The organism is Clostridium celatum, assembly GCF_021412605.1.
GTDB classification, from domain to species: domain Bacteria; phylum Bacillota; class Clostridia; order Clostridiales; family Clostridiaceae; genus Clostridium; species Clostridium celatum.
Genome location: NZ_JAJKGM010000035.1, coordinates 17697 through 37375, shown reverse-complemented (window position 1 = coordinate 37375; position 19679 = coordinate 17697). Strand labels below are relative to the sequence as shown.

Annotated in this window: 20 protein-coding genes and 3 riboswitches; of the genes, 5 read left to right on the top strand and 15 right to left on the bottom strand. The window is 28.5% G+C overall.

The window, feature by feature from the left end; translation table 11 throughout:
• Window positions 1–104 precede the first annotated feature (104 nt).
• From LPC13_RS12975 to LPC13_RS12960, 4 genes are all read right to left on the bottom strand, one after another.
• Complete coding sequence (locus LPC13_RS12975; protein WP_005215899.1) at window positions 105–764, bottom strand: nitrite/sulfite reductase domain-containing protein; 660 nt, start codon at window positions 762–764, stop codon at window positions 105–107.
• Between the two features lies 1 nt (window position 765).
• Window positions 766–1578, bottom strand: coding sequence for a sugar-phosphatase (gene yidA, locus LPC13_RS12970; RefSeq protein WP_040420189.1), 813 nt, complete (start codon window positions 1576–1578; stop codon window positions 766–768).
• Between the two features lie 116 nt (window positions 1579–1694).
• Complete coding sequence (locus tag LPC13_RS12965; RefSeq protein ID WP_005215903.1) at window positions 1695–1967, bottom strand: ATP cone domain-containing protein; 273 nt, start codon at window positions 1965–1967, stop codon at window positions 1695–1697.
• 133 nt (window positions 1968–2100) lie between these two features.
• Window positions 2101–2364 carry an ATP cone domain-containing protein gene (locus LPC13_RS12960; protein ID WP_005215909.1) on the bottom strand — a complete coding sequence of 88 codons (264 nt, stop codon included), beginning with the start codon at window positions 2362–2364 and terminating at the stop codon, window positions 2101–2103.
• 218 nt (window positions 2365–2582) lie between these two features.
• Here LPC13_RS12960 and LPC13_RS12955 point away from each other — a divergent pair, with 218 nt between their 5' ends.
• The gene (locus LPC13_RS12955; RefSeq protein WP_005215911.1) at window positions 2583–3089 is read left to right on the top strand and encodes a L,D-transpeptidase; all 507 of its coding nucleotides are present in this window, start codon (window positions 2583–2585) and stop codon (window positions 3087–3089) included.
• Window positions 3090–3105: 16 nt separating this feature from the next.
• Complete coding sequence (locus LPC13_RS12950; protein ID WP_005215913.1) at window positions 3106–3618, top strand: L,D-transpeptidase; 513 nt, start codon at window positions 3106–3108, stop codon at window positions 3616–3618.
• Window positions 3619–3717: 99 nt separating this feature from the next.
• On the opposite strand, the gene LPC13_RS12945 is transcribed toward LPC13_RS12950, so the two are convergent.
• The 3 genes from LPC13_RS12945 to LPC13_RS12940 all read right to left on the bottom strand — a co-directional run bounded on the left by LPC13_RS12945 (window position 3718) and on the right by LPC13_RS12940 (window position 5153).
• Window positions 3718–4374: a peptidylprolyl isomerase gene (locus tag LPC13_RS12945; RefSeq protein WP_005215914.1), complete on the bottom strand. Its 657-nt coding sequence runs from the start codon at window positions 4372–4374 to the stop codon at window positions 3718–3720.
• Between the two features lie 150 nt (window positions 4375–4524).
• On the bottom strand, window positions 4525–4659 hold the full coding sequence (locus LPC13_RS17030; protein WP_267955994.1) for a clostri-philic family protein: 135 nt from the start codon (window positions 4657–4659) through the stop codon (window positions 4525–4527).
• Window positions 4660–4736: 77 nt separating this feature from the next.
• Entirely contained in the window at window positions 4737–5153 is a 417-nt protein-coding gene (locus LPC13_RS12940) for a DUF3785 family protein (RefSeq protein ID WP_234088854.1), read from the bottom strand.
• Window positions 5154–5333: 180 nt separating this feature from the next.
• On the opposite strand from LPC13_RS12940, the gene LPC13_RS12935 reads away from it, so the two are divergent.
• Window positions 5334–5933 carry a hypothetical protein gene (locus LPC13_RS12935; protein WP_187116569.1) on the top strand — a complete coding sequence of 200 codons (600 nt, stop codon included), beginning with the start codon at window positions 5334–5336 and terminating at the stop codon, window positions 5931–5933.
• 118 nt (window positions 5934–6051) lie between these two features.
• Window positions 6052–6549 (top strand): ferritin-like domain-containing protein, encoded by a 498-nt coding sequence (locus tag LPC13_RS12930; protein ID WP_005215918.1) that lies wholly within the window; start codon window positions 6052–6054, stop codon window positions 6547–6549.
• 197 nt (window positions 6550–6746) lie between these two features.
• On the opposite strand, the gene LPC13_RS12925 is transcribed toward LPC13_RS12930, so the two are convergent.
• Entirely contained in the window at window positions 6747–8048 is a 1302-nt protein-coding gene (locus LPC13_RS12925; RefSeq protein WP_005215922.1) for a homoserine dehydrogenase, read from the bottom strand.
• A gap of 263 nt (window positions 8049–8311) precedes the next feature.
• Between LPC13_RS12925 and LPC13_RS12920 the strand changes: the two genes are divergently transcribed.
• Complete coding sequence (locus LPC13_RS12920) at window positions 8312–9160, top strand: DegV family protein (RefSeq protein ID WP_005215925.1); 849 nt, start codon at window positions 8312–8314, stop codon at window positions 9158–9160.
• A gap of 92 nt (window positions 9161–9252) precedes the next feature.
• On the opposite strand, the gene LPC13_RS12915 is transcribed toward LPC13_RS12920, so the two are convergent.
• From LPC13_RS12915 to asnB, 7 genes are all read right to left on the bottom strand, one after another.
• The gene (locus LPC13_RS12915) at window positions 9253–10200 is read right to left on the bottom strand and encodes an ABC transporter permease (RefSeq protein WP_005215929.1); all 948 of its coding nucleotides are present in this window, start codon (window positions 10198–10200) and stop codon (window positions 9253–9255) included.
• Complete coding sequence (locus LPC13_RS12910) at window positions 10200–11279, bottom strand: ABC transporter permease (protein WP_005215931.1); 1080 nt, start codon at window positions 11277–11279, stop codon at window positions 10200–10202. Before LPC13_RS12910 ends, LPC13_RS12915 begins: the two co-directional genes overlap by 1 nt.
• On the bottom strand, window positions 11279–12799 hold the full coding sequence (locus LPC13_RS12905; RefSeq protein ID WP_005215932.1) for an ABC transporter ATP-binding protein: 1521 nt from the start codon (window positions 12797–12799) through the stop codon (window positions 11279–11281). Before LPC13_RS12905 ends, LPC13_RS12910 begins: the two co-directional genes overlap by 1 nt.
• Before the next feature lie 450 nt (window positions 12800–13249).
• Entirely contained in the window at window positions 13250–14314 is a 1065-nt protein-coding gene (locus tag LPC13_RS12900; RefSeq protein WP_195245522.1) for a BMP family lipoprotein, read from the bottom strand.
• A gap of 130 nt (window positions 14315–14444) precedes the next feature.
• A riboswitch (purine riboswitch) is annotated at window positions 14445–14542 on the bottom strand.
• Between the two features lie 190 nt (window positions 14543–14732).
• The gene (locus LPC13_RS12895) at window positions 14733–15806 is read right to left on the bottom strand and encodes a BMP family lipoprotein (RefSeq protein WP_005215937.1); all 1074 of its coding nucleotides are present in this window, start codon (window positions 15804–15806) and stop codon (window positions 14733–14735) included.
• A 121-nt stretch (window positions 15807–15927) separates the two neighbouring features.
• A riboswitch (purine riboswitch) is annotated at window positions 15928–16025 on the bottom strand.
• A 197-nt stretch (window positions 16026–16222) separates the two neighbouring features.
• Window positions 16223–17293, bottom strand: coding sequence for a BMP family lipoprotein (locus tag LPC13_RS12890; protein WP_195245521.1), 1071 nt, complete (start codon window positions 17291–17293; stop codon window positions 16223–16225).
• Between the two features lie 128 nt (window positions 17294–17421).
• Window positions 17422–17519: riboswitch (purine riboswitch) on the bottom strand.
• A 252-nt stretch (window positions 17520–17771) separates the two neighbouring features.
• Window positions 17772–19613: an asparagine synthase (glutamine-hydrolyzing) gene (gene asnB / locus LPC13_RS12885; RefSeq protein ID WP_005215941.1), complete on the bottom strand. Its 1842-nt coding sequence runs from the start codon at window positions 19611–19613 to the stop codon at window positions 17772–17774.
• Between the last annotated feature and the right edge of the window lie 66 nt (window positions 19614–19679).

The following is a 19679-nucleotide window of genomic DNA, read 5'->3' as shown; positions in this document are numbered from 1 at the left end:
TAAATTAATATATTTTAAATTATATTACATATTTGTATAAAATTAAAGACTACTGACACTTTGTCAGCAGTCTGATAAATAAAAGGATGTCTTAAGACATCCTTTTATTTATATAATCTATTAAGCACTTCGCTTTTAAAGCTATCAATTCCTAATCTTTCTATCATAAAGCTTAGTTTTTCACCCAACTCTGCTTTTTCTTTATAATAATCAAAAATAATATCTACAAGCTTTAATGCTTCTTTTTCATTTAAATTAATTGCAATAACATCCGCAATTCTTGGATTATAACCTGCAGAACCACCTGCTACTACCATTAGTCCACTTATATCAGCAATTACTCCAACATCTCTTGCATATATACTACCACAAGCATTTCTACAACCAGCAACACCAATTTTAGTTCTACACGGCATCTCCATTTTATGATACTTTTTTAAAAGTTTCATTCCTATTCCAATAGTATTATACTTGCTTCTCTTACAAAATCCTGCTGGACATATCTCAACATTTTTAACAGAATTAGCAGTTTCAATAGCAGGTTCCATATCAAGTTCTTTCCAAACCTCTGCTAAATTTTCTGCTTTAAGATTAGTAATTAATATTCTTTGTCCTGATGTAATTTTTATAACACCATTATACTTTCTAGCTACCTGTGCTATTTTTTCCAGGCTATCTGGAGAAATAAATCCACCAGGAATATGAGGCGTTATCCCAAAAGTCCTCTTTCCATCTCTAATCTTCTGCAAATTTCCATAGTGCATCCTAAGCTTCTCCTAAAATAAACTTTTCTATTGCTTTTGCAACTCCATCCTCTTCATTTGAGTCAGTTATATAATTTGCGACTTCTTTAACCTCCTCAAATGCATTTGCCATAGCAACACCCATTCCTGCATACTCAATCATAGCAAGATCATTTTCTGCATCACCAAAAGTCATTATTTCTTCTCTCTTAACACCTAAATACTTAGCTAAAAGTTCAACTCCAGTTCCTTTATTTACTTCTTTATTTAAAAACTCTAAGAAATATGGAGTACTTTTTACAACAGTATATTTTTCATAGACCTCTTTAGGTAAATTATCTATTGCCCTTTGAAGAATTTCCGGCTCATCTATCATCATTACTTTAATAATACTATGATTATCTTCAATTTCTGAATAGTCATTTATGCCTATTTGTATGTTATTTAGAGTAGCTTCTACCTCTGTGTATTTACTACTTTTAGGAGTTATTAAGCCTTGAGTTTCTGAGAAAGCATGAATATTTACTCCTAACTCTTTACTAATATTATGTAAGTAGTGTAAATCTGCTCCTGTTAAAGCTATCTTAGAAATAACCTCTCTACTTTTTGTTTTTAGAACTAATCCCCCATTATAACTTAAAACATAATCATCTTCGCTAAGCATATTTAATTCTTCTAAATATCTAGTTACACCATCAATTGGTCTACCTGTTGCAATTACAACATTTACGCCCTTTTCTTTTGCTTTATTTATTGCTATTTTTGTTCTTTCTGAAACAGACTTATCTTCTCTAAGTAATGTTCCATCCATATCTATTGCTACTAACTTATACATAAACTCCTCCACCATTCCTTATATTAAAATTCTGTTTTATTATAACATAAATCAATATAATGTACATGCTGAAAAGACTTATAGAAATGTTATACACAATAGTTTTCTATTATATATTATTCCTTTTTATATCCTATATACGAACTTATAACCTCATCAAAACCATCTCTTTTTAGTATATTTATTATTGCTCCCATTATTTCATAGCTTGATGTATTTTGTTCACTACCTCTTAATTTTTCTAATAACTTTGTAACATCTTCTACTATTATTTTTATATCTGATTCATTTAATAATGAACTTCCACTACTTGAAGCATTTAAAATACTTACCTTTATTTTGCTTTCATCAAAGTTTTGTATTCTACCATTCTTTTTTATAACATTCATATTTTTTCACCTCTAATTTATTATTCTCAAAACCAATTATCTTTACACTATTTTCCCTCTTTAAACAAAAAAATAGTAGTGTTAGTATAACTAATTGACTACTATTTTTAATATATTAAAATCTGTTTTATTTTTAATATCTTAGATATGCATTTGCTATTCTTTTAAATCCATCTTTATATAAACTTTCTATAATTATTGCTTGTACCTCATAACTTGAAGTAATTCCATCCCTTCCCCTTATTTCTGTAACAATTTTTATTACCCTATTAGTTAATATCTTTAAGTCTGATTCATTTATAATAGTATTACTATCTTTAGATGCTCCCCATATACTATTTTTTATTTTCTCAACTTCTAAATCTTGTATTCTTCCATCTTTTTTTATAATCTTCATTTTAATCCTCCCATAATACCATTACAACTTACTATGTAATCATTTTCATATGTATTAATTTTCTACTTACCCCTAATTTCTTTTATACCATATATTATATCAAATTTTTAGTATTACGGTACTATTCTCGAAAATTATTTAAAATAATTATTTATTTTTTTAACACTCATATCCGTTTATTAGTAAAATAATTGTATAAATATTTTTAGGAGTTTTATATGAAGTTACTTTCTGCTATTAAATCTATATTTTCAAAAAGAAAGTATAGATTTTCAAAAAATTCAACCTTAGAAAACGAAACTTATATTATTGAATCAACTAAATTCATAAATACTAATAATTTTTATAGTAAAACTAATTACTTCATATGGATAGATACTGCTAATTTCAAAACTAATATATTCAAAGGTTCTAATAAAAATTGGGTGCTTATCCATAGTTATCTTTGTTCTTTAGGAAAACCTACTGAACCTACTATAAAAGGAACTTTTTATGCTGGCCCTAAGGGATATTCCTTTGGAGAAGCTCGAGGCTTTAGGTGCCTATATTATACTCAAATTAAGGATAACTATTTAATTCATTCTATTCCATATAACTTAGATGGTAGTATTAGAGACCCGCGCCTTGGTATGAGGTTAACAGATGGTTGTGTACGACTTGCTACTGAAAATTCAAAATGGATTTACGATAATGTTCCTTCCGGTACTACAATTTTTATTAATTAAATAGGAGCTACATTTTATGATTTTAAAAAATAAAATTAAGAATATATATTATATCTTAAAGTCAAAAAAAGAATCTATTTCTGTAAAATATAGAGCGCCCTCTAATTATAATGAAAAAGTTTCTAAATTTATTAATAATAAAAACCTATCTAGTTCTACTAAATATTTAATTTATGTTGATACAGAAAATTTTCAGGTTAATATTTTTGTAGGATCTAAAAACAATTGGATTTTAGATAAAAATTATATTTGTTCAATTGGAAAACCATCAACTCCTACTCCAAAAGGCTTTTTTAAAATTGGAGCAAAAGGATATTCCTTTGGAGAAAATCATGGATATATTTGCTATTACTATAGTCAATTTAAGGGAAATTATCTTTTTCATTCAATATTATATAATTTAGATAATACTATACGCGATGGACGACTTGGCTTTAAAATTAGTAACGGCTGTATAAGATTGTCTAAAATAAATGCTAAATGGATTTATGATAATATTCCCTATGGAACTACAGTATATATTGTATAAGTTTTATTTATTCAACCTTATAAAAAGGTAGTGTATCAATTAGTCATATATTGATACACTACCTTTTCTTTTAACTATTTATAGTATATATTATTTCTCTTATAATTTTTCTGGTGATGGATAATCTATGCCTTTAGTATCAACTCTTATTTCTTCAATAACTACATCTTCAACTGGTTTATCTGCACTAGATGTTTTTACTGAATTAATTTCTTCTACAATATCTAATCCATCAATAGTCTTTCCAAATGCAGCATATTGTCCATCTAAATGAGAAGCTGTATCTGCCATTATAAAGAATTGACTTCCTGCTGAATTTGGATCATTAGCTCTAGCCATAGAAATTACACCCTTTGTATGTTTTAAATCATTTCCTTCATAGCCATTACTAGAGAATTCACCTTCTATTGAATATCCTGGTCCACCAGTCCCAGTTCCATTAGGACATCCCCCTTGATTCATAAATCCTTTTATAACTCTATGAAAGATTAATCCATCATAATATCCTGAATTAGCTAATTCTATAAAATTATTTACTGTGTTTGGAGCTATTTCTGGGTATAATTCTAAAGTTATATTTCCGTAATCCTTTACCTTAATAACAGCCACCGGTAATCCTTCTATAGATGTTTCTACATCTGAAGTTATTGATGTTATTCCACCATCACTATTCTTTTTTGAAGTACATCCAACTAAACCTATTGTAAGTGCTGTTAATGATGCTAATATAACTCCAGCCCTTAAAATTTTATTCATATAAACCCTCCCCTTAGTTCTCTTTATACTTTTATCTTTTAGTATAAAAATCTAAATTTTGCTATATTTATTTTAATAATAACAAAAAAGGACCCATACTTCAAGTAGAGTCCTTCATATAGACTTTATAATTAATCCTACAACACACTTTTAAAGTTCTTCACCATCAAAGCTTTTATATTCATTCTTATTTTTATCATTTCCTACATTATCTTGGTTTTGATGAATTCTTTGTCTTCTTTCACCTTTTTGATATTTTTTATCTTTAAATTTATCAGTACTCATTTGCGACACTCCCTTCATCACTATTTTTTGCAACTTTATATATAATAATTCATAAAATCAAATTATCCTTAAATTTACTAAACCTCAAACTCTTCTATTTCTATTGAGTAACTTCCACAATTTCTACATACATTTATTAAAACTATATAGCTACCGTTTATTTTACCTGATCTTTGAAGCCTATTATAAGACATTCCTTCGTATTCTTTATCTAAAGTACTTACAACATATTGATTGTTTTTAGTATATATGTAAAAATTGAATCCTAAAAAATCAAAGAATTTTTTCTTTTCACTTACACCCTCTTTACAAACATCACATGGTAAATCAAAAAATGCCTTTGTAAACTCTACATTATCACTATTATTTAAAATTTCAATTACTTTTTTTTCATCAATATCCTCAATTGGATTAATCTCATCATTTACAAAATAATCAAGTTTTTCTTCATTTAAACAATATTCTTTTCCATCAAAACTAAATTTATACTCCATCTTAAAATTCATCCTTTCATTATTGCTAACTTAATAGTTATTGCAATTCTAACATAACAATTTTAATAAATAAAGATATACACTTAAACTTCATATAAATAATATAAAGTATTTGTTAACAATATATAAAATTTAGTGTATAATAGTATCCATGATATAAATATAGAAAGGAGCATTATTTTGGAAAATAAAGAGATTTATATTATTTTATCAAGAACTGGAACAACATTTTCTAACATAATTGCATTATTCACGCAAAAACCTTATTCACATGTTTCTATATCGCTTGATAACTCCTTTACAAAAATGTTCTCTTTCGGTAGAAAAATCCCAGAAAAAGTACTTCCTGCTGGTCTTGTAGAGGAAAATTTATATGATGGTGTATTTGCCATGTTTCCTAAAAGCAGATGCTTAGTTTACAAGGTACCTATAACAGAAAAGCAATTTAATCATATACAAGATGAAATAGATAATTTTTTTGAAAATAAAGATCAATATAAATATAGTATTTTAGGAACTGTAACTGCTTATTTTAATAAGCCTCATAAAAGAGAAAATTATTATTTCTGTTCTCAATTTGTGTCCGAGCTTTTAATTAATAGTGGTGTTTATGTTACGGACAAGCTTCCTGAAGTAATAAAACCTATGGATTTATTAGAAATAGAAAATAAGATTTTTGTTTATGAAGGTTTGATTAATGAAGAGAATTATATTGACAATTACTACGGATTATTTAACTATCAAAAGCTAACTAAAGCTATTGCAAAGTTAATTCCTTAACTTTTAATATGAATTATAATAAAGGAAACTGTAATTACTACAGTTTCCTTTTATTAACCCTTTTATAGTAATTCTCATAAGATATAAATAAGTTATTATTATAAATAAGGAGAAAATAATGTATTCAATAGATTTGCCTTATCCACCAATAAAGGTAAGCAAAAAGGACCCTAAATATATTGATCTAATTCTTTTAAATTATGCTAGTGATATTTCAGAGTTCGATGCTATATCTCAATATATTTATCATGAAATAGCTCTAAAATATAAAAATCCTGATGTATCTGCAACACTAAAAGGAATATCAATAATAGAAATGCATCATTTAGAAATGCTTGGTGAAATAATAGTTTTGCTAGGCGGAAAACCTGGTTATTGGATTAATGACAAAAAGAAAAAATATTGGACTGGAAAATTAGTGAATTATGATATCTCTTCTTTGCAAACAATTTTAACTATTGATATTGAAGATGAAAAAGCTGCAATAAAACAATACAAAGATACTATAACTAAAATAGATGATCCAAACATAAATTCAGTAATTAAAAGAATAATATTAGATGAAGAATTTCATATCCAGCTTTTAACAACACTATATTCTAAATATGTTAAATAGAAACATAAAATTTAAATTATATTTCAATAAACCATATTAGAGAAAAGCTCCTGAATATAATATCAGGAGCTTTTCTCTATTACTTATTTCTCAATATTTTGTAGGATTAGTTGAAAATTAATATTTCTTATATACTTAATCATCATATAATAGAAATATTAACTCATACCTTTGTTAGATTAACTTTAGCTAATACTTTAACTAAAGTCTTCAATTCTTATTATATTTTCTACACTTTTTATTGATCTTAAATCATGCAGTTTGTCTATTGAATCATTTATTAACGCTTCTTTAGTTTTATGTGTAATTAAAACCAATGTAACTTCAAGAGTATCATCATGCTTTCTTCCTTTTTGTATTACAGATTTTAAACTCACTCTATTTGAACCAAAAATTGTTGTTATTTGTCCTAAAACACCTGGCTTATCTTGTACTGTTAATCTGATGTAATATCTACTCTCAACATCATCTATACTTTTTACATTTTTATTCCATAAATTATCTTTAACTACCGGATTCTCATTTTTTGTATCTATATTTTTTCTAAGTATTGAAATAATATCACTTACTACAGCACTTCCTGTTGGCATATCTCCTGCACCTTTTCCATAAAACATAAGATCTCCTACAGCATTACCATTTATAAATATAGCATTGAAAGAATCATATACATTGGCAAGGGGATGTGTTTCTGGTATCATAGTTGGATGAACTCTAAGTTCTAGTTCTCCATTATTCTCTTTTGCAATAGCTAATAATTTAATTGACATATTGAAATCACTTGCATATTTCATATCTATTGGTTTTATTTTTGTAATACCTTCTCTATAAACATCATCCACAGATATTTTTGTACCAAATGATAAAGCTGAAAGTATAGCTAATTTATATTGAGCATCATATCCTTCAATATCTGATGTTGGGTCTGCTTCTGCATAACCTTTTTCTTTAGCTTCTTCTAATACATCATCAAATTCCAGTCCTTCAAGTTCCATTTTACTAAGAATATAATTTGTTGTACCATTAACTATACCATATAACTCATTTATCTTATTTGCAGTTAAATTTTCATTTATACTATTTATTATAGGTATTCCTCCTGCTACACTTGCCTCATATTGGAACATTACTTTCTTTTCATCAGCCTTTTCAAAAACTTCTTTTCCTTCTGTTGCAAGTAACATTTTATTTGCAGTTACTATGTGTTTATTTTTCTCTATTGCTCTCAATATATATTCTTTTGCAGGCTCTATTCCTCCCATTACTTCAACAACTATTTTAATTGAGTCATCATTAATTATATCATCAAAATTAGTTGTTAATATATCATTAGATACTTCTACTCCCCTGTACTTATCCAAGCTTCGAACTAATATTTTAGAAACTTCAATTTCGTATCCTGACCTTTTCATTATCTCTTCTTTATTTTTAATAAGTATATTATATACTCCTCTTCCTACATTACCTAATCCAAGCAATGCAATCTTAACTTTTTTCATTTAATTACCCCCTTTTTATTTTATTCCCCAATATCATTTTTATTAATTATACTATATTTACTTATTCTTCCATATATGTTTTTTGAAAATTACTTTTATAATTTATGAACCTTTTATTTAAATTTTAAAACTATATTGCTCTACATAGTTTTTAAAACTATATCTTGTATTTATAATAATTATATGATAATATTTATATAGATAAATATTAAGTAAATCAAATTATTTTAAATAAAAAGTAAAATAAAAGGAAGGTTTTTAAAATGGAAAAGATAGCTTTAATAACTGATAGCACTTGCGGATTGCCTGTGGAATATATTTACAAATACAATATTCATGTTGTTAGATTAAAAATAATCTATAAAGATAGAGAATATATAGATGGAATTACTATATCTGCAGATGAGGTTTATTCTAAAATTGAAGAAGAGTTACCAACTACTTCTATGCCATCTGTTCAAGATGTTAGTGATTTATACGAAAAACTTATACTTGAAGGATACACACATGCAATCGTAATGCCAATTTCATCTGGATTATCTGGAACAATAAATAGCTTTAGACTTGCTAGCTTAGAATATGAAAATAAAATTACTAGTTTTATTTTTGATACTAAAATATTATCTATGGCTGTAGGTTTATCAGTTATAGAAATAGGAAAACTAATTGAAGAAGGTAAAGATTTTAACTATATTTGCAATATAATTCCCAAATTAAGAGAAAATACATCAATGTATTTTACTGTTGATACTTTAGAATATTTGATTAAAGGTGGTAGAATTGGTAAAGTTACTGGAAGTGTAGGTCAACTTTTAAATTTAAAACCTATAATAACAATGTCTGATGATGGAACCTATACTAATTATTCAAAGGTTCGAGGTTCTAAGAAAGCATTTAATGAACTAGTTAAACTTGCTACAGATATTTTAGATAAAGGTAAAGGTAAGCTTGTAATAATGACTGGTACTATGCATGAAGAAGCTGAAAAACTAAAATCTATTTTATCCACTCATAAAAATGTTACATTTACTCATGTTGGTACAATTACACCAGCCGTAGGAATCCACTCAGGTCCACGTCTTTTAGCTATTGCTATACTAACTGAAATATAGTAACTACATCTTAAATTAATTAATAAAAATAGAGAGCTATATAGTAAATGATTTTTAAACCATTTACTATATAGCTCCTTTTATAGATAAATTTATCTTTTTCCTGCATCAAATATTTCACCAGCAGCCTTTGGTGCTTGTGAAGATTTAGAGAATATGATTAATGCAATTAATGTAACTATATAAGGGAATACCTTTAATACTACTAATGGTATACTTGCTAGCTCTGGAATCACCTGTGCAACATTTGCTAATGTAGATGCAAATCCAAAGAAGAAAGTTGATGCTAATATTCCTAAAGGTCTCCATTGTCCAAATATTAATGCTGCTAACGCAAGGAATCCTAATCCTGCAACATTTCCATTAAATTCACCTGAATATGTTACTAATATTATACATCCACCTAAAGCTGCTAATGCACCTGATATCATAACACCTATATATCTAGTTCTCATTACATTAATACCTGCAGCTTGAGAAGCTTGTGGGTTTTCTCCACATGATCTTAATCTTAATCCAAATGAAGTTTTATATAATAAGAATGCACTTATTATTAATATTGCTAATACTAACCATGTTGTAGCATAAGTCTTTGTAAATAGTAATGGACCTATTACTGGAATATCCTTTAACACTGGAATACTTTTTGGTAAGAAACCTAAAGTTATTCTTATATTACCACTACCAGTAATATTTCTTGCTAAAAATACTGTTAATGCTCCAGCCATCATATTAATAGCTGTACCACTTATAACTTGGTCTGCATTTAAGTTAATACTTGCAAATGCATGTAAAAGTGAGAATAAGGCTCCAACTATTGCAGCAACTAAAAGTCCTATCCATAATGCACTATTAACACCTGCTGCTTGAAGTTTAGATATTGTTAATGCTCCAGCAAAAGAACCTACTATCATAAACCCATCTAAGCCTATATTTACAATACCACTTCTTTCACAATAAAGCGCACCTAAAGCAGTAATTAGCATAGGTACAGTATACGCTATTGCATAAGGAAAAATTTGTACAATTATATCCCACATTATTTTTCCACCGCCCTTTCACCAGATGTTTTTATCTTTTTATCGTCTCTTTTTTTCTTTATACTCTTGATTATTCTATCCATAACTACACTTGTTGCAGCAAAATAAATTATTGTAGCTATTATTGTATCTGCTAATTCTGGTGGTACCTTAACATTAGCATTCATAAATCCTTTACCAACATATAATACACCAAAGAATAATGCTGATAATAATACTCCAAATGGACCATTGTTACCTAGTAAGGCAACAGCTATTCCATCAAACCCTTGAGATGGCATTACACCTATTTGAAGTACTGTAGAGTTACCCATATATTGAACAACACCTGCTAATCCTGCTAACCCACCTGCTATCATCATAGAAATTACTATATTTCTATTTACAGGCATACCTGCATATTCAGCACCAAATCTGTTATATCCAACTGCCTTTAATTCATATCCTAAAACAGTCTTATTTAAAACAAACCATATAACTAACACAGAAAATATAGCTAAAAATATTCCATAGTTTATGTATGATCCACCAAATAAATTTGATAACCAATCTGCCTTTAAACTTGCAGAGTCTGCTAATCTAGCTGATTCTGTTTCAGTAGTTCCCTTTAAATATTTAGGAACCATATAATAAACTATCCAATATGCAGTCCAGTTCATCATGATAGCTGAAACAACTTCATTAACATTAAATAATGCTTTTAAAAGTCCTGGTACAGCAGCCCAAATAGCTCCTGCTAAAATACCACAAACAATCATTAATGGTAATAATATAGGAGATGGTAAGTCAACTAATAACCCTATAGCCGTTACAGTAAATCCTCCGGCTAACATTTGACCTGGAGTTCCTATATTAAATAATCCAGTTTTGTTTGCAAAGGCAAAAGATAATCCAGTAAGAATTAATGGCGTTGCAGTTGCAATTGAATTACCTATTCTTTGAGCATTCATTAATCCGCCTTTAAATAAATAAGTATAACCATCTATTGGATTAAATCCCATTGCTAGCATTAGTAAAAATCCAGCAAGTAATCCTAAAACTACTGCCATAATAGATTTTAATAATTGATTCTTATGCACTAAGCTTCCTCCTTCTTTATGCCGGCCATCATTAAACCAACTTCATTTTCATTTGTTTCATTAGCATTTACTATACCTATTAATTCACCATTATTTACAACAGCTATTCTATCAGATACATTTAAAACCTCATCTAACTCAAGTGATACTAATAAGACAGCTTTTCCTAAATCTCTTTGTTCAACTAATCTTTTATGAATATATTCTATTGATCCAACATCTAAACCTCTAGTTGGTTGTACAGCAATTAAAAAGTCTGGATTAGATTCTATTTCACGTCCAATTACACCTTTTTGTTGGTTACCACCTGATAGTGATCTTGCTATAGATTTTCCACCTTCACCAGATCTAACGTCAAATGTTTCAATTATCTTCTTTGCATATTCTGAAATCTTTGCTCTATTAATTAAACCATTCTTAGAAAACGGCTTATTTCTATAAGCTTTAAGCACCATATTATCTTCCATTGTATAATCAAGAATTAATCCTCTTTTATGTCTATCTTCTGGAATATGTGCCATTCCTTCATCTATTCTTTGACGTATTGAATCTTTATTTATATTTTTTCCTTTAAATATAATGTTTCCTGACTCTATACTTCTCATTCCTGTTAAAGCTTCTACTAATTCTGTTTGTCCATTACCTTCAACACCAGCAATACCAACTATTTCACCTGCTCTGATATCCAATGAAAAATCTTTCAATCCAAGAACTTTTTTATTATTATTAACAGATAAATTTTCTATTTTTACAACTATATCCTTTGGCTTAGCTTCAGTTTTTTCAACTTTAAATGATACTTCTCTTCCAACCATCATTTTAGCCATTTCAGCTTCTGTAGTATCCTTAACATCTACAGTCCCTATGTACTTACCTCTTCTAATAACTGTACATCTATTAGCGGCTTCTTTAATTTCTCTTAACTTATGAGTAATTAAAATAATAGATTTTCCTTCTTTAGTCATGTTTTTCATAATTGAAATTAACTCATCAATTTCACTTGGAGTTAAAACCGCTGTTGGTTCATCAAATATTAAAACATTCGCATTTCTATAAAGCATTTTTAATATTTCTACTCTTTGTTGCATTCCAACAGAAATATCTTCTATTTTGGCGTAAGGATCAACATTTAACCCATACTGTTTAGATAATTCTTCAATTTTCTTTGCGGCTGTTTTGATATCTACAGTTAATCCCTTTCTAGGTTCACAGCCCAAAATTATGTTTTCTGTAACCGTAAAATTATCTACTAATTTAAAATGTTGATGAACCATTCCAATCCCTAAGTCATTTGCTACATTAGGATTAGATATTTTTACTTCTTTACCTCTAACCTTTATAGAACCTCTATCTGGCTTGTACATACCGAATAGCATTCCCATTAGTGTTGATTTACCAGCACCATTTTCACCTAAAAGAGCATGTATCTCTCCTTCTTCAAGTTGTAGTGTAATATTATCATTTGCCACTATTCCTGGAAATTCTTTACGAATATTTAGCATCTCAACTACATATGCCATGGATATCCTCCTTTAATTAAATATTTTATAACATATATTATTAATTTAATTTATGCGGATTATAAGTTAATATACTTAACTTAATAATCTCATAATTACTTCCGAACTTCTTTTTAAGTATAATTTAAATAATTCGCATTTTCAACATTTTTTTCGCTTATTTTTATAAATAATATACTATATTAATTCTATTTGTATATTTTTATCAAAATTTGTTTAATTCATATATATTTTCTATTCAATTAGGCATTTTTGTGCATATTTCATCATATTTTCTACTCACATCTTGCTTAGTATTATTTTTAAAAAACACATAAATTTAAACTTAAATTTTAAAAATAATTTATGTTATTTCAAATTAGTGTATACTATTTATATTTTCCATTATACTTTTGATATAAAAAGAGCTATGTAAATCATCTTAACATAGCTCTTTTTTATTATAATTTCTTATAATTCAGTTTTAACTTGTATTTCTCCACTCTTAATAGCATTTAATACTTCATTAACTTTAGCTACTGTATCATCATTTAAGTTTGGATTTTCTGCTGGTATACCAACACCATCATTTTCAGCATTAAATGTTAATATTTTGCCACCTGGGAATTCACCATTTAATTCAGCTTCAATCATTTGATAAGCTGCTTCATCAATCTTCTTAATAGCTGAAGTTAAAATTACAGACTTGTCTCCTTCATATATACCATCAGCATATTGGTCAGAATCAACACCGATAACCCATACCTCTTCACCGTTAACAACTCTTGTCTTAGCTTCTGTTATAACACCAGTACCAACTCCACCAGCTGCTGCGAAGATTGCCTTAACACCATTATCATACATTTGAGCTGCTAATTGTTGCCCTAAAGCTGTATCAGAGAATGAACCTGAGTAAACTATATTTTCAGCTTTTAAGCTAACATTTGATCCATAATTTTCATTAGCATAAGCTACACCTTGTTGGAATCCATAGTTAAACTTTTGAACTGCTGGTATTTCCATACCACCGATAAATCCTAATTCTCCAGTTTGTAATTGAACTGCTGCTGCAACACCTGCTGCAAATCCACTTTGTTCTTCAGCAAAGTATATAGCAACTGTATTATCTCCTACATGATAATTATCTTGTCCATCATTTGGCTCACCATCGATTATAACAAATTTAGCATCATTATATTGTTCTTGAGCTTTATATATAGCTGTTTCAAATTTGAAACCTGGTGTTACAATAAATTTATATCCTGCATCATAAAGATTTTGTATTTCTGTTAAATAGTTTGCTTCCGTTTCTCCTGATGGTTGCATATAGTTCTTTTCTATTCCAAGTTCTTTTTCAGCTTTTTGAATTCCTTCCCATGTACCTTGGTTAAATGACTTATCATCAATTGTTCCTGCGTCAGTAACCATACCAACTTTTAATCCTGCTTCTCCTGAACCATTATCACTATTTCCACAACCAACTAATCCTGTTAGCATTAATGCTGAAAGTGCTAATGCAATAACTTTTTTCTTCATAAATAAACTCCTCCTAAATGTTAACTTTTTACATAGCTTTATACTTACCCTTATTGTTATAAAAAAAACGTATTAATTTCTAAAGTGAAATTAATACGTTAAAAACTCTTTTATAATTCGTATAGAGTTAGTATATACTAAGTTCACTCATAGTCGAAAATTTATGGCTTCCGGTAGATACATCCCACCATATTTGGGATTTATATGAGTCGTTTTATTGTTCGTATTTAATTATAATTTATCTTCTTATTTTTGTCAATATAAGTTTTATTTTACATGTTTTTTTATTATTTGTTGTATTTTAAGGATTTATATATTATTTTATCGAAAATAAATCATATTATTAAACTTGTTAGCTATCCATTATTTCAAAAGACTATGTTAATCAAATTAACATAGTCCTATATTTAAATTAATTTTACAATTCACTTTTAACTTCTATTTCTCCACTCTTAATAGCTTCTAATACTTCCTTAACTTTAGCTACTGTATCATCACTTAAGTTTGGATTTTCTTCTGGAATACCTACTGCATCATTTTTAGCATCAAATATTAATGATTGACCACCTGGGAATTCATTATTTAATTCAGCTTCTATCATTTGATAAGATGCTACATTAACTTTCTTAACAGCCGATGTTAAAATTACTGACTTATTTCCTTCATAAATACCATCAGCATATTGATCTGAATCAACACCTATAATCCATGCTTCTTCACCATTAACTGCTCTTGTTTTAGCTTCTGTTATAGCACCCATACCAGTTCCACCAGCTGCAGCAAATATTACTTTAACACCTCTATCATACATTTGAGCTGCTATTTGTTGACCTAGAGCTAAATCAGTAAATGAACCTGAGTAAACTATATTTTCAGCTTTTAAGCTAACATCTGTTCCAAGATTTTCATTTGCATAAGCTACACCTTGTTGGAATCCAAAGTTAAATCTTCTAACTGCTGGCGATTCCATACCACCTATAAATCCGAACTCTCCAGTTTTTAATTCAACTGCTGCTGCAACACCTGCTGCAAATCCACCCTCTTCTTCAGCAAACTGTATTGCAACTGAATTATCTGCTACAACATAGTTTCCATTTTCGTCCATAGGTGCTCCATCAAGTATAACAAATTTTGCATCTTCATACTTTTGTTGCGCCTTGTATATAGCTGTTTCTAGTTTGAACCCTGGTCCTATTATAAATTTATAACCTGAATCATAAAGATTTTGAATTTCTGTTAAATAATCAGCTTCTGTTTCTCCTGAAGGCTTTAAGTAGTTCTTTTCAATCCCAAGATTTTCTTCCGCTTCTACTATCCCTTCCCAAGTACCTTGATTAAATGATTTATCATCAATTGTACCAGAGTCAGTAATCATACCAACCTTTAACGTCGCTTCTCCTGAATTTGATGAATTATTATTGTTGTTTCCACAACCAACTAATCCTGTTAACATTAGTGCTGAAAGTACTAATGTAATAACTTTTTTCTTCATATGTACACTCCTCCTAAATACTCATATTTCTAATATACCTACTTAATAGGTATATTAAAGACGTATCGATTCCCAAAGTGAAAGTAATACGCTACAATCTACTCATTATTCGTATATAGTCGCTTGCACTAAATTCACTCATAGTCGGAAATTTACGGCTTCCGGTAGAAACACCCCACCACATCTGGGGTTCATATGAGTTGTTCTATTGTTCGTGTTTATTATATTTAATATTATTTTCTATGTCAATATTATTTATATACTTTTTACACTTTTATATTTTATTAATTCGATAATATCTCTTATTAGTATTTTTTATTTTTATTATTTTCTATAATTTAACACAACTTTTATTATTTCCTAGCTAAAAAGGACTATGTTAATCTTATTAACATAGTCCTAAGTTTATATCAATACTATAATTCAGTTTTCACTTCAATCTCATCTGCTTTAATAGCATTTATTACTTCATTAACTTTTGCAATTGTATCATCACTTAAGTTTGGATTTTCACTTGGAATACCAACAGCATCATTTTTAGCATCAAATCTTAGCACTTGCCCACCTGGGAATTGACCATTTATTTCATCTTCTATTATTTGATATGCTGCTTCATCAATCTTTTTAATAGCTGAAGTTAATACTACTGATTTGTTACCTTCATATATTCCATCATCATATTGGTCAGAGTCAACACCTATAACCCACACTTCTTCACCATTAACTACTCTTGTCTTAGCTTCTGTAATAACACCTATATTAACTCCTGCAGCAGCAGTAAATATTGCTTTAACTCCACTATCATACATTTGAGCTGCTAATTGTTGTCCTAAAGCAGTGTCAGAGAATGAACCTGAGTAAACTATATTTTCAGTCTTTAAGCTAACATTTGTTCCATAATGTTCATTTGCATACGCCACACCTTGTTGGAAACCATAGTTAAACTTTTTAACTGATGGTATCTCCATTCCACCAATAAATCCGAAATCACCACTTTTTAGTTGAACTGCTGATGCAACACCTGCTATAAAACCACTTTGTTCTTCTGCAAAGTATACTCCAACTGTATTATCTGCTACAACATAATTATCATTTCCATCATTTGGTTCACCATCAATTAGAACAAACTTTGCATCTTCATATTGACTTTGAGCTTTATAGATAGCTGTTTCAAATTTATAACCTGGTGTTACTATAAATTTATAACCTGAATCATAAAGATTTTGGATTTCTGTTAAATAACTTGCCTCTGATTCTCCATTAGGTTGCATAAAAGTTGTTTCAAGCCCAAAACTCTTTTCAGCTTCTTTAATTCCTTCCCACGTACCTTGATTAAATGATTTATCATCAATAGTACCTGTATCAGTAACCATTCCAACCTTTAATGCACCATCATTTGTTTTTGATGAGTTATCATTGTTACCACAACCAACTAATCCTGTTACCATTAACGCTGAAAGTGCTAATGCAATAACTTTTTTCTTCATAAGTAGACTCCTCCTAAATGCTCACATTTTTGTATTTTTATAATTAATATTTACTCTACATTTAAAATACATAAATAACTACAGTGAAATTAATACACTATAACTCTTGTATAATTCGTATAGAGTTAATATATATTAAGCTCACTCATAGCTGAAAATTTAAGGTTTCCAGTAGAAACATCCCACCATATTTGAGATTTATATGAGTCCTTTTTTTATTCGCGTTCCATTATAATTTATATAATTTTCTTTGTCAATATATGTTTTATATAATATTTAATGTATTTTACTATATTTTTATTTTTATAATTATTTAATTAAGGGCGCTTCTATTCCCCCTATAAATCTCATTTTAAATTTATCTATATATTTATCATTTCCATTTCAATTTAATATTATAAAAAAAAGATTAAAACTATTTCTAATCTTAACCTTTTCTTTATAATATTATAAATTTGAAATCTAATTCATTATAATATTAAATTAATATATTAACATTATATTCCCTTAACCATATATCAACTTGAATTAAATACGCTATCATTTGTGGTCCAGTCATAAGTTGTCCAAACCATGGTGTCTTATAAGCTTTTCCTTTGGTATCAACTATTTCTTGTACCGTATCTTTATTTATTATCTCCAATATTGGTGATGTTTTATCATTTAATATTTCATTCATCATATTGCATACAACATCTGTATATTCCGGATTATGAGTCTTTGGATATGGACTCTTCTTTCTATATATTATTTCATCCGGAAGTATTCCTACCAACGCTTTTCTCAATAACCCCTTTTCCCTTCCATCCAAAAGTTTAACATCAACTGGTAAATTAAATGCATAATCAACTATTCTATAGTCTGCAAAAGGCACTCTTACCTCTAAACTATTATACATACTTGATCTATCTTTCCTATTTAATAAATTAACCATAAACCATTTCAAATTTAAATAGAAAAGTTCTCTCATTCTATAAGTCTTTTTATCTTCATTATCTAAATGTGGAACTTCTTTTAATGTTTTTAAATACTCTTCATTTACACACTCTTCAATTTTCAAATCACTTTTTGATTCATTTAATATAGTTTTTCTTTCTCCAACAGATCTTGACCACGGAAAAGTATGTGCATTTATCATTTCCTCATGTGTGAACCATGGATATCCAGCGAATAATTCGTCTGCACACTCTCCTGATAATCCAACAACAAAATCTTTCCTTATCTCTTTACAAAATAACAAAAGAGATGAATCTACATCTGCCATTCCCGGTAAATCTCTTGAAATTGTAGCTTCTCTTAAAGCTTTTGCTAAATCTGTTTGCTTTAACAAAACAGTTCTATGATCACTATCTATAAATTTAGCCATACGTTCTGCAAAATATTGATCTGATGTTGGTTGAAACAATGAAGCTTTAAAAAATTTATCATTTCCTTCATAATCTATAGAATAAGTTGTAAGCTTCTTTCCTCTCTCTTTAAATTCAGTTGAAGCTATAGCTGATATGGCTGATGAATCTAATCCTCCTGATAAAAATGTACATACAGGCACATCTCCAACAAGTTGCCTTTTTATAGCATCAATTAACAGTTGTCTTACATGACTTACTGATTCATCAGTAGTTTCATTTAATTCTCTAGCTGTTACCTTCCAATACTCCCAAATCTTCATATTATCTTCTGTTATTAACATACAATTTGCAGGAGCAATTTCATTTATTCCCCTGTATATTGCATGGCCTGGTGCTACTGCTGGTCCTAAAGCAAAAAGTTCAGTTAATCCTTCCTTATCAACTTCAGCTTTAATTTCTGGATGAGCTAATATAGTTTTAATTTCTGAACCAAAAATTAAAGTATTACCTAATTTTGAATAAAACAAAGGTTTAACTCCCATTGGATCTCTGGCTAAAAATACTTGTCTTTTACCCTCATCATAAATTGCAAATGCAAATATTCCATTTAGCTTACTTATACAATCTATTCCCCAGGCAATATATGAAGTTAATAATACTTCTGTATCAGAATAAGAATCAAATTTATATCCTTCCTCTAATAATTCCTTTCTTAAATCCTCAGTATTATATAATTCTCCATTATATACAACTACATACTTTCTATTACCTACTTGTTTTATCATAGGTTGTTTTCCACCTTCAGGATCTACAACAACTAATCTTCTATGACCAAATAGTACATTTTCTGTAATATAAGTTCCTTCACTATCTGGCCCACGCCTTTCTAATGTCTTAACCATTCTACAAATTATATCTTTTTCCTTTGATAAATTTCTTTTAAAGTCTACTATTCCAGCTATTCCACACATAATTTCACCTTCTCATTAAATTCATAGTATAAAATATGATAAAATTCTTAGTTAAGTGCAATATGA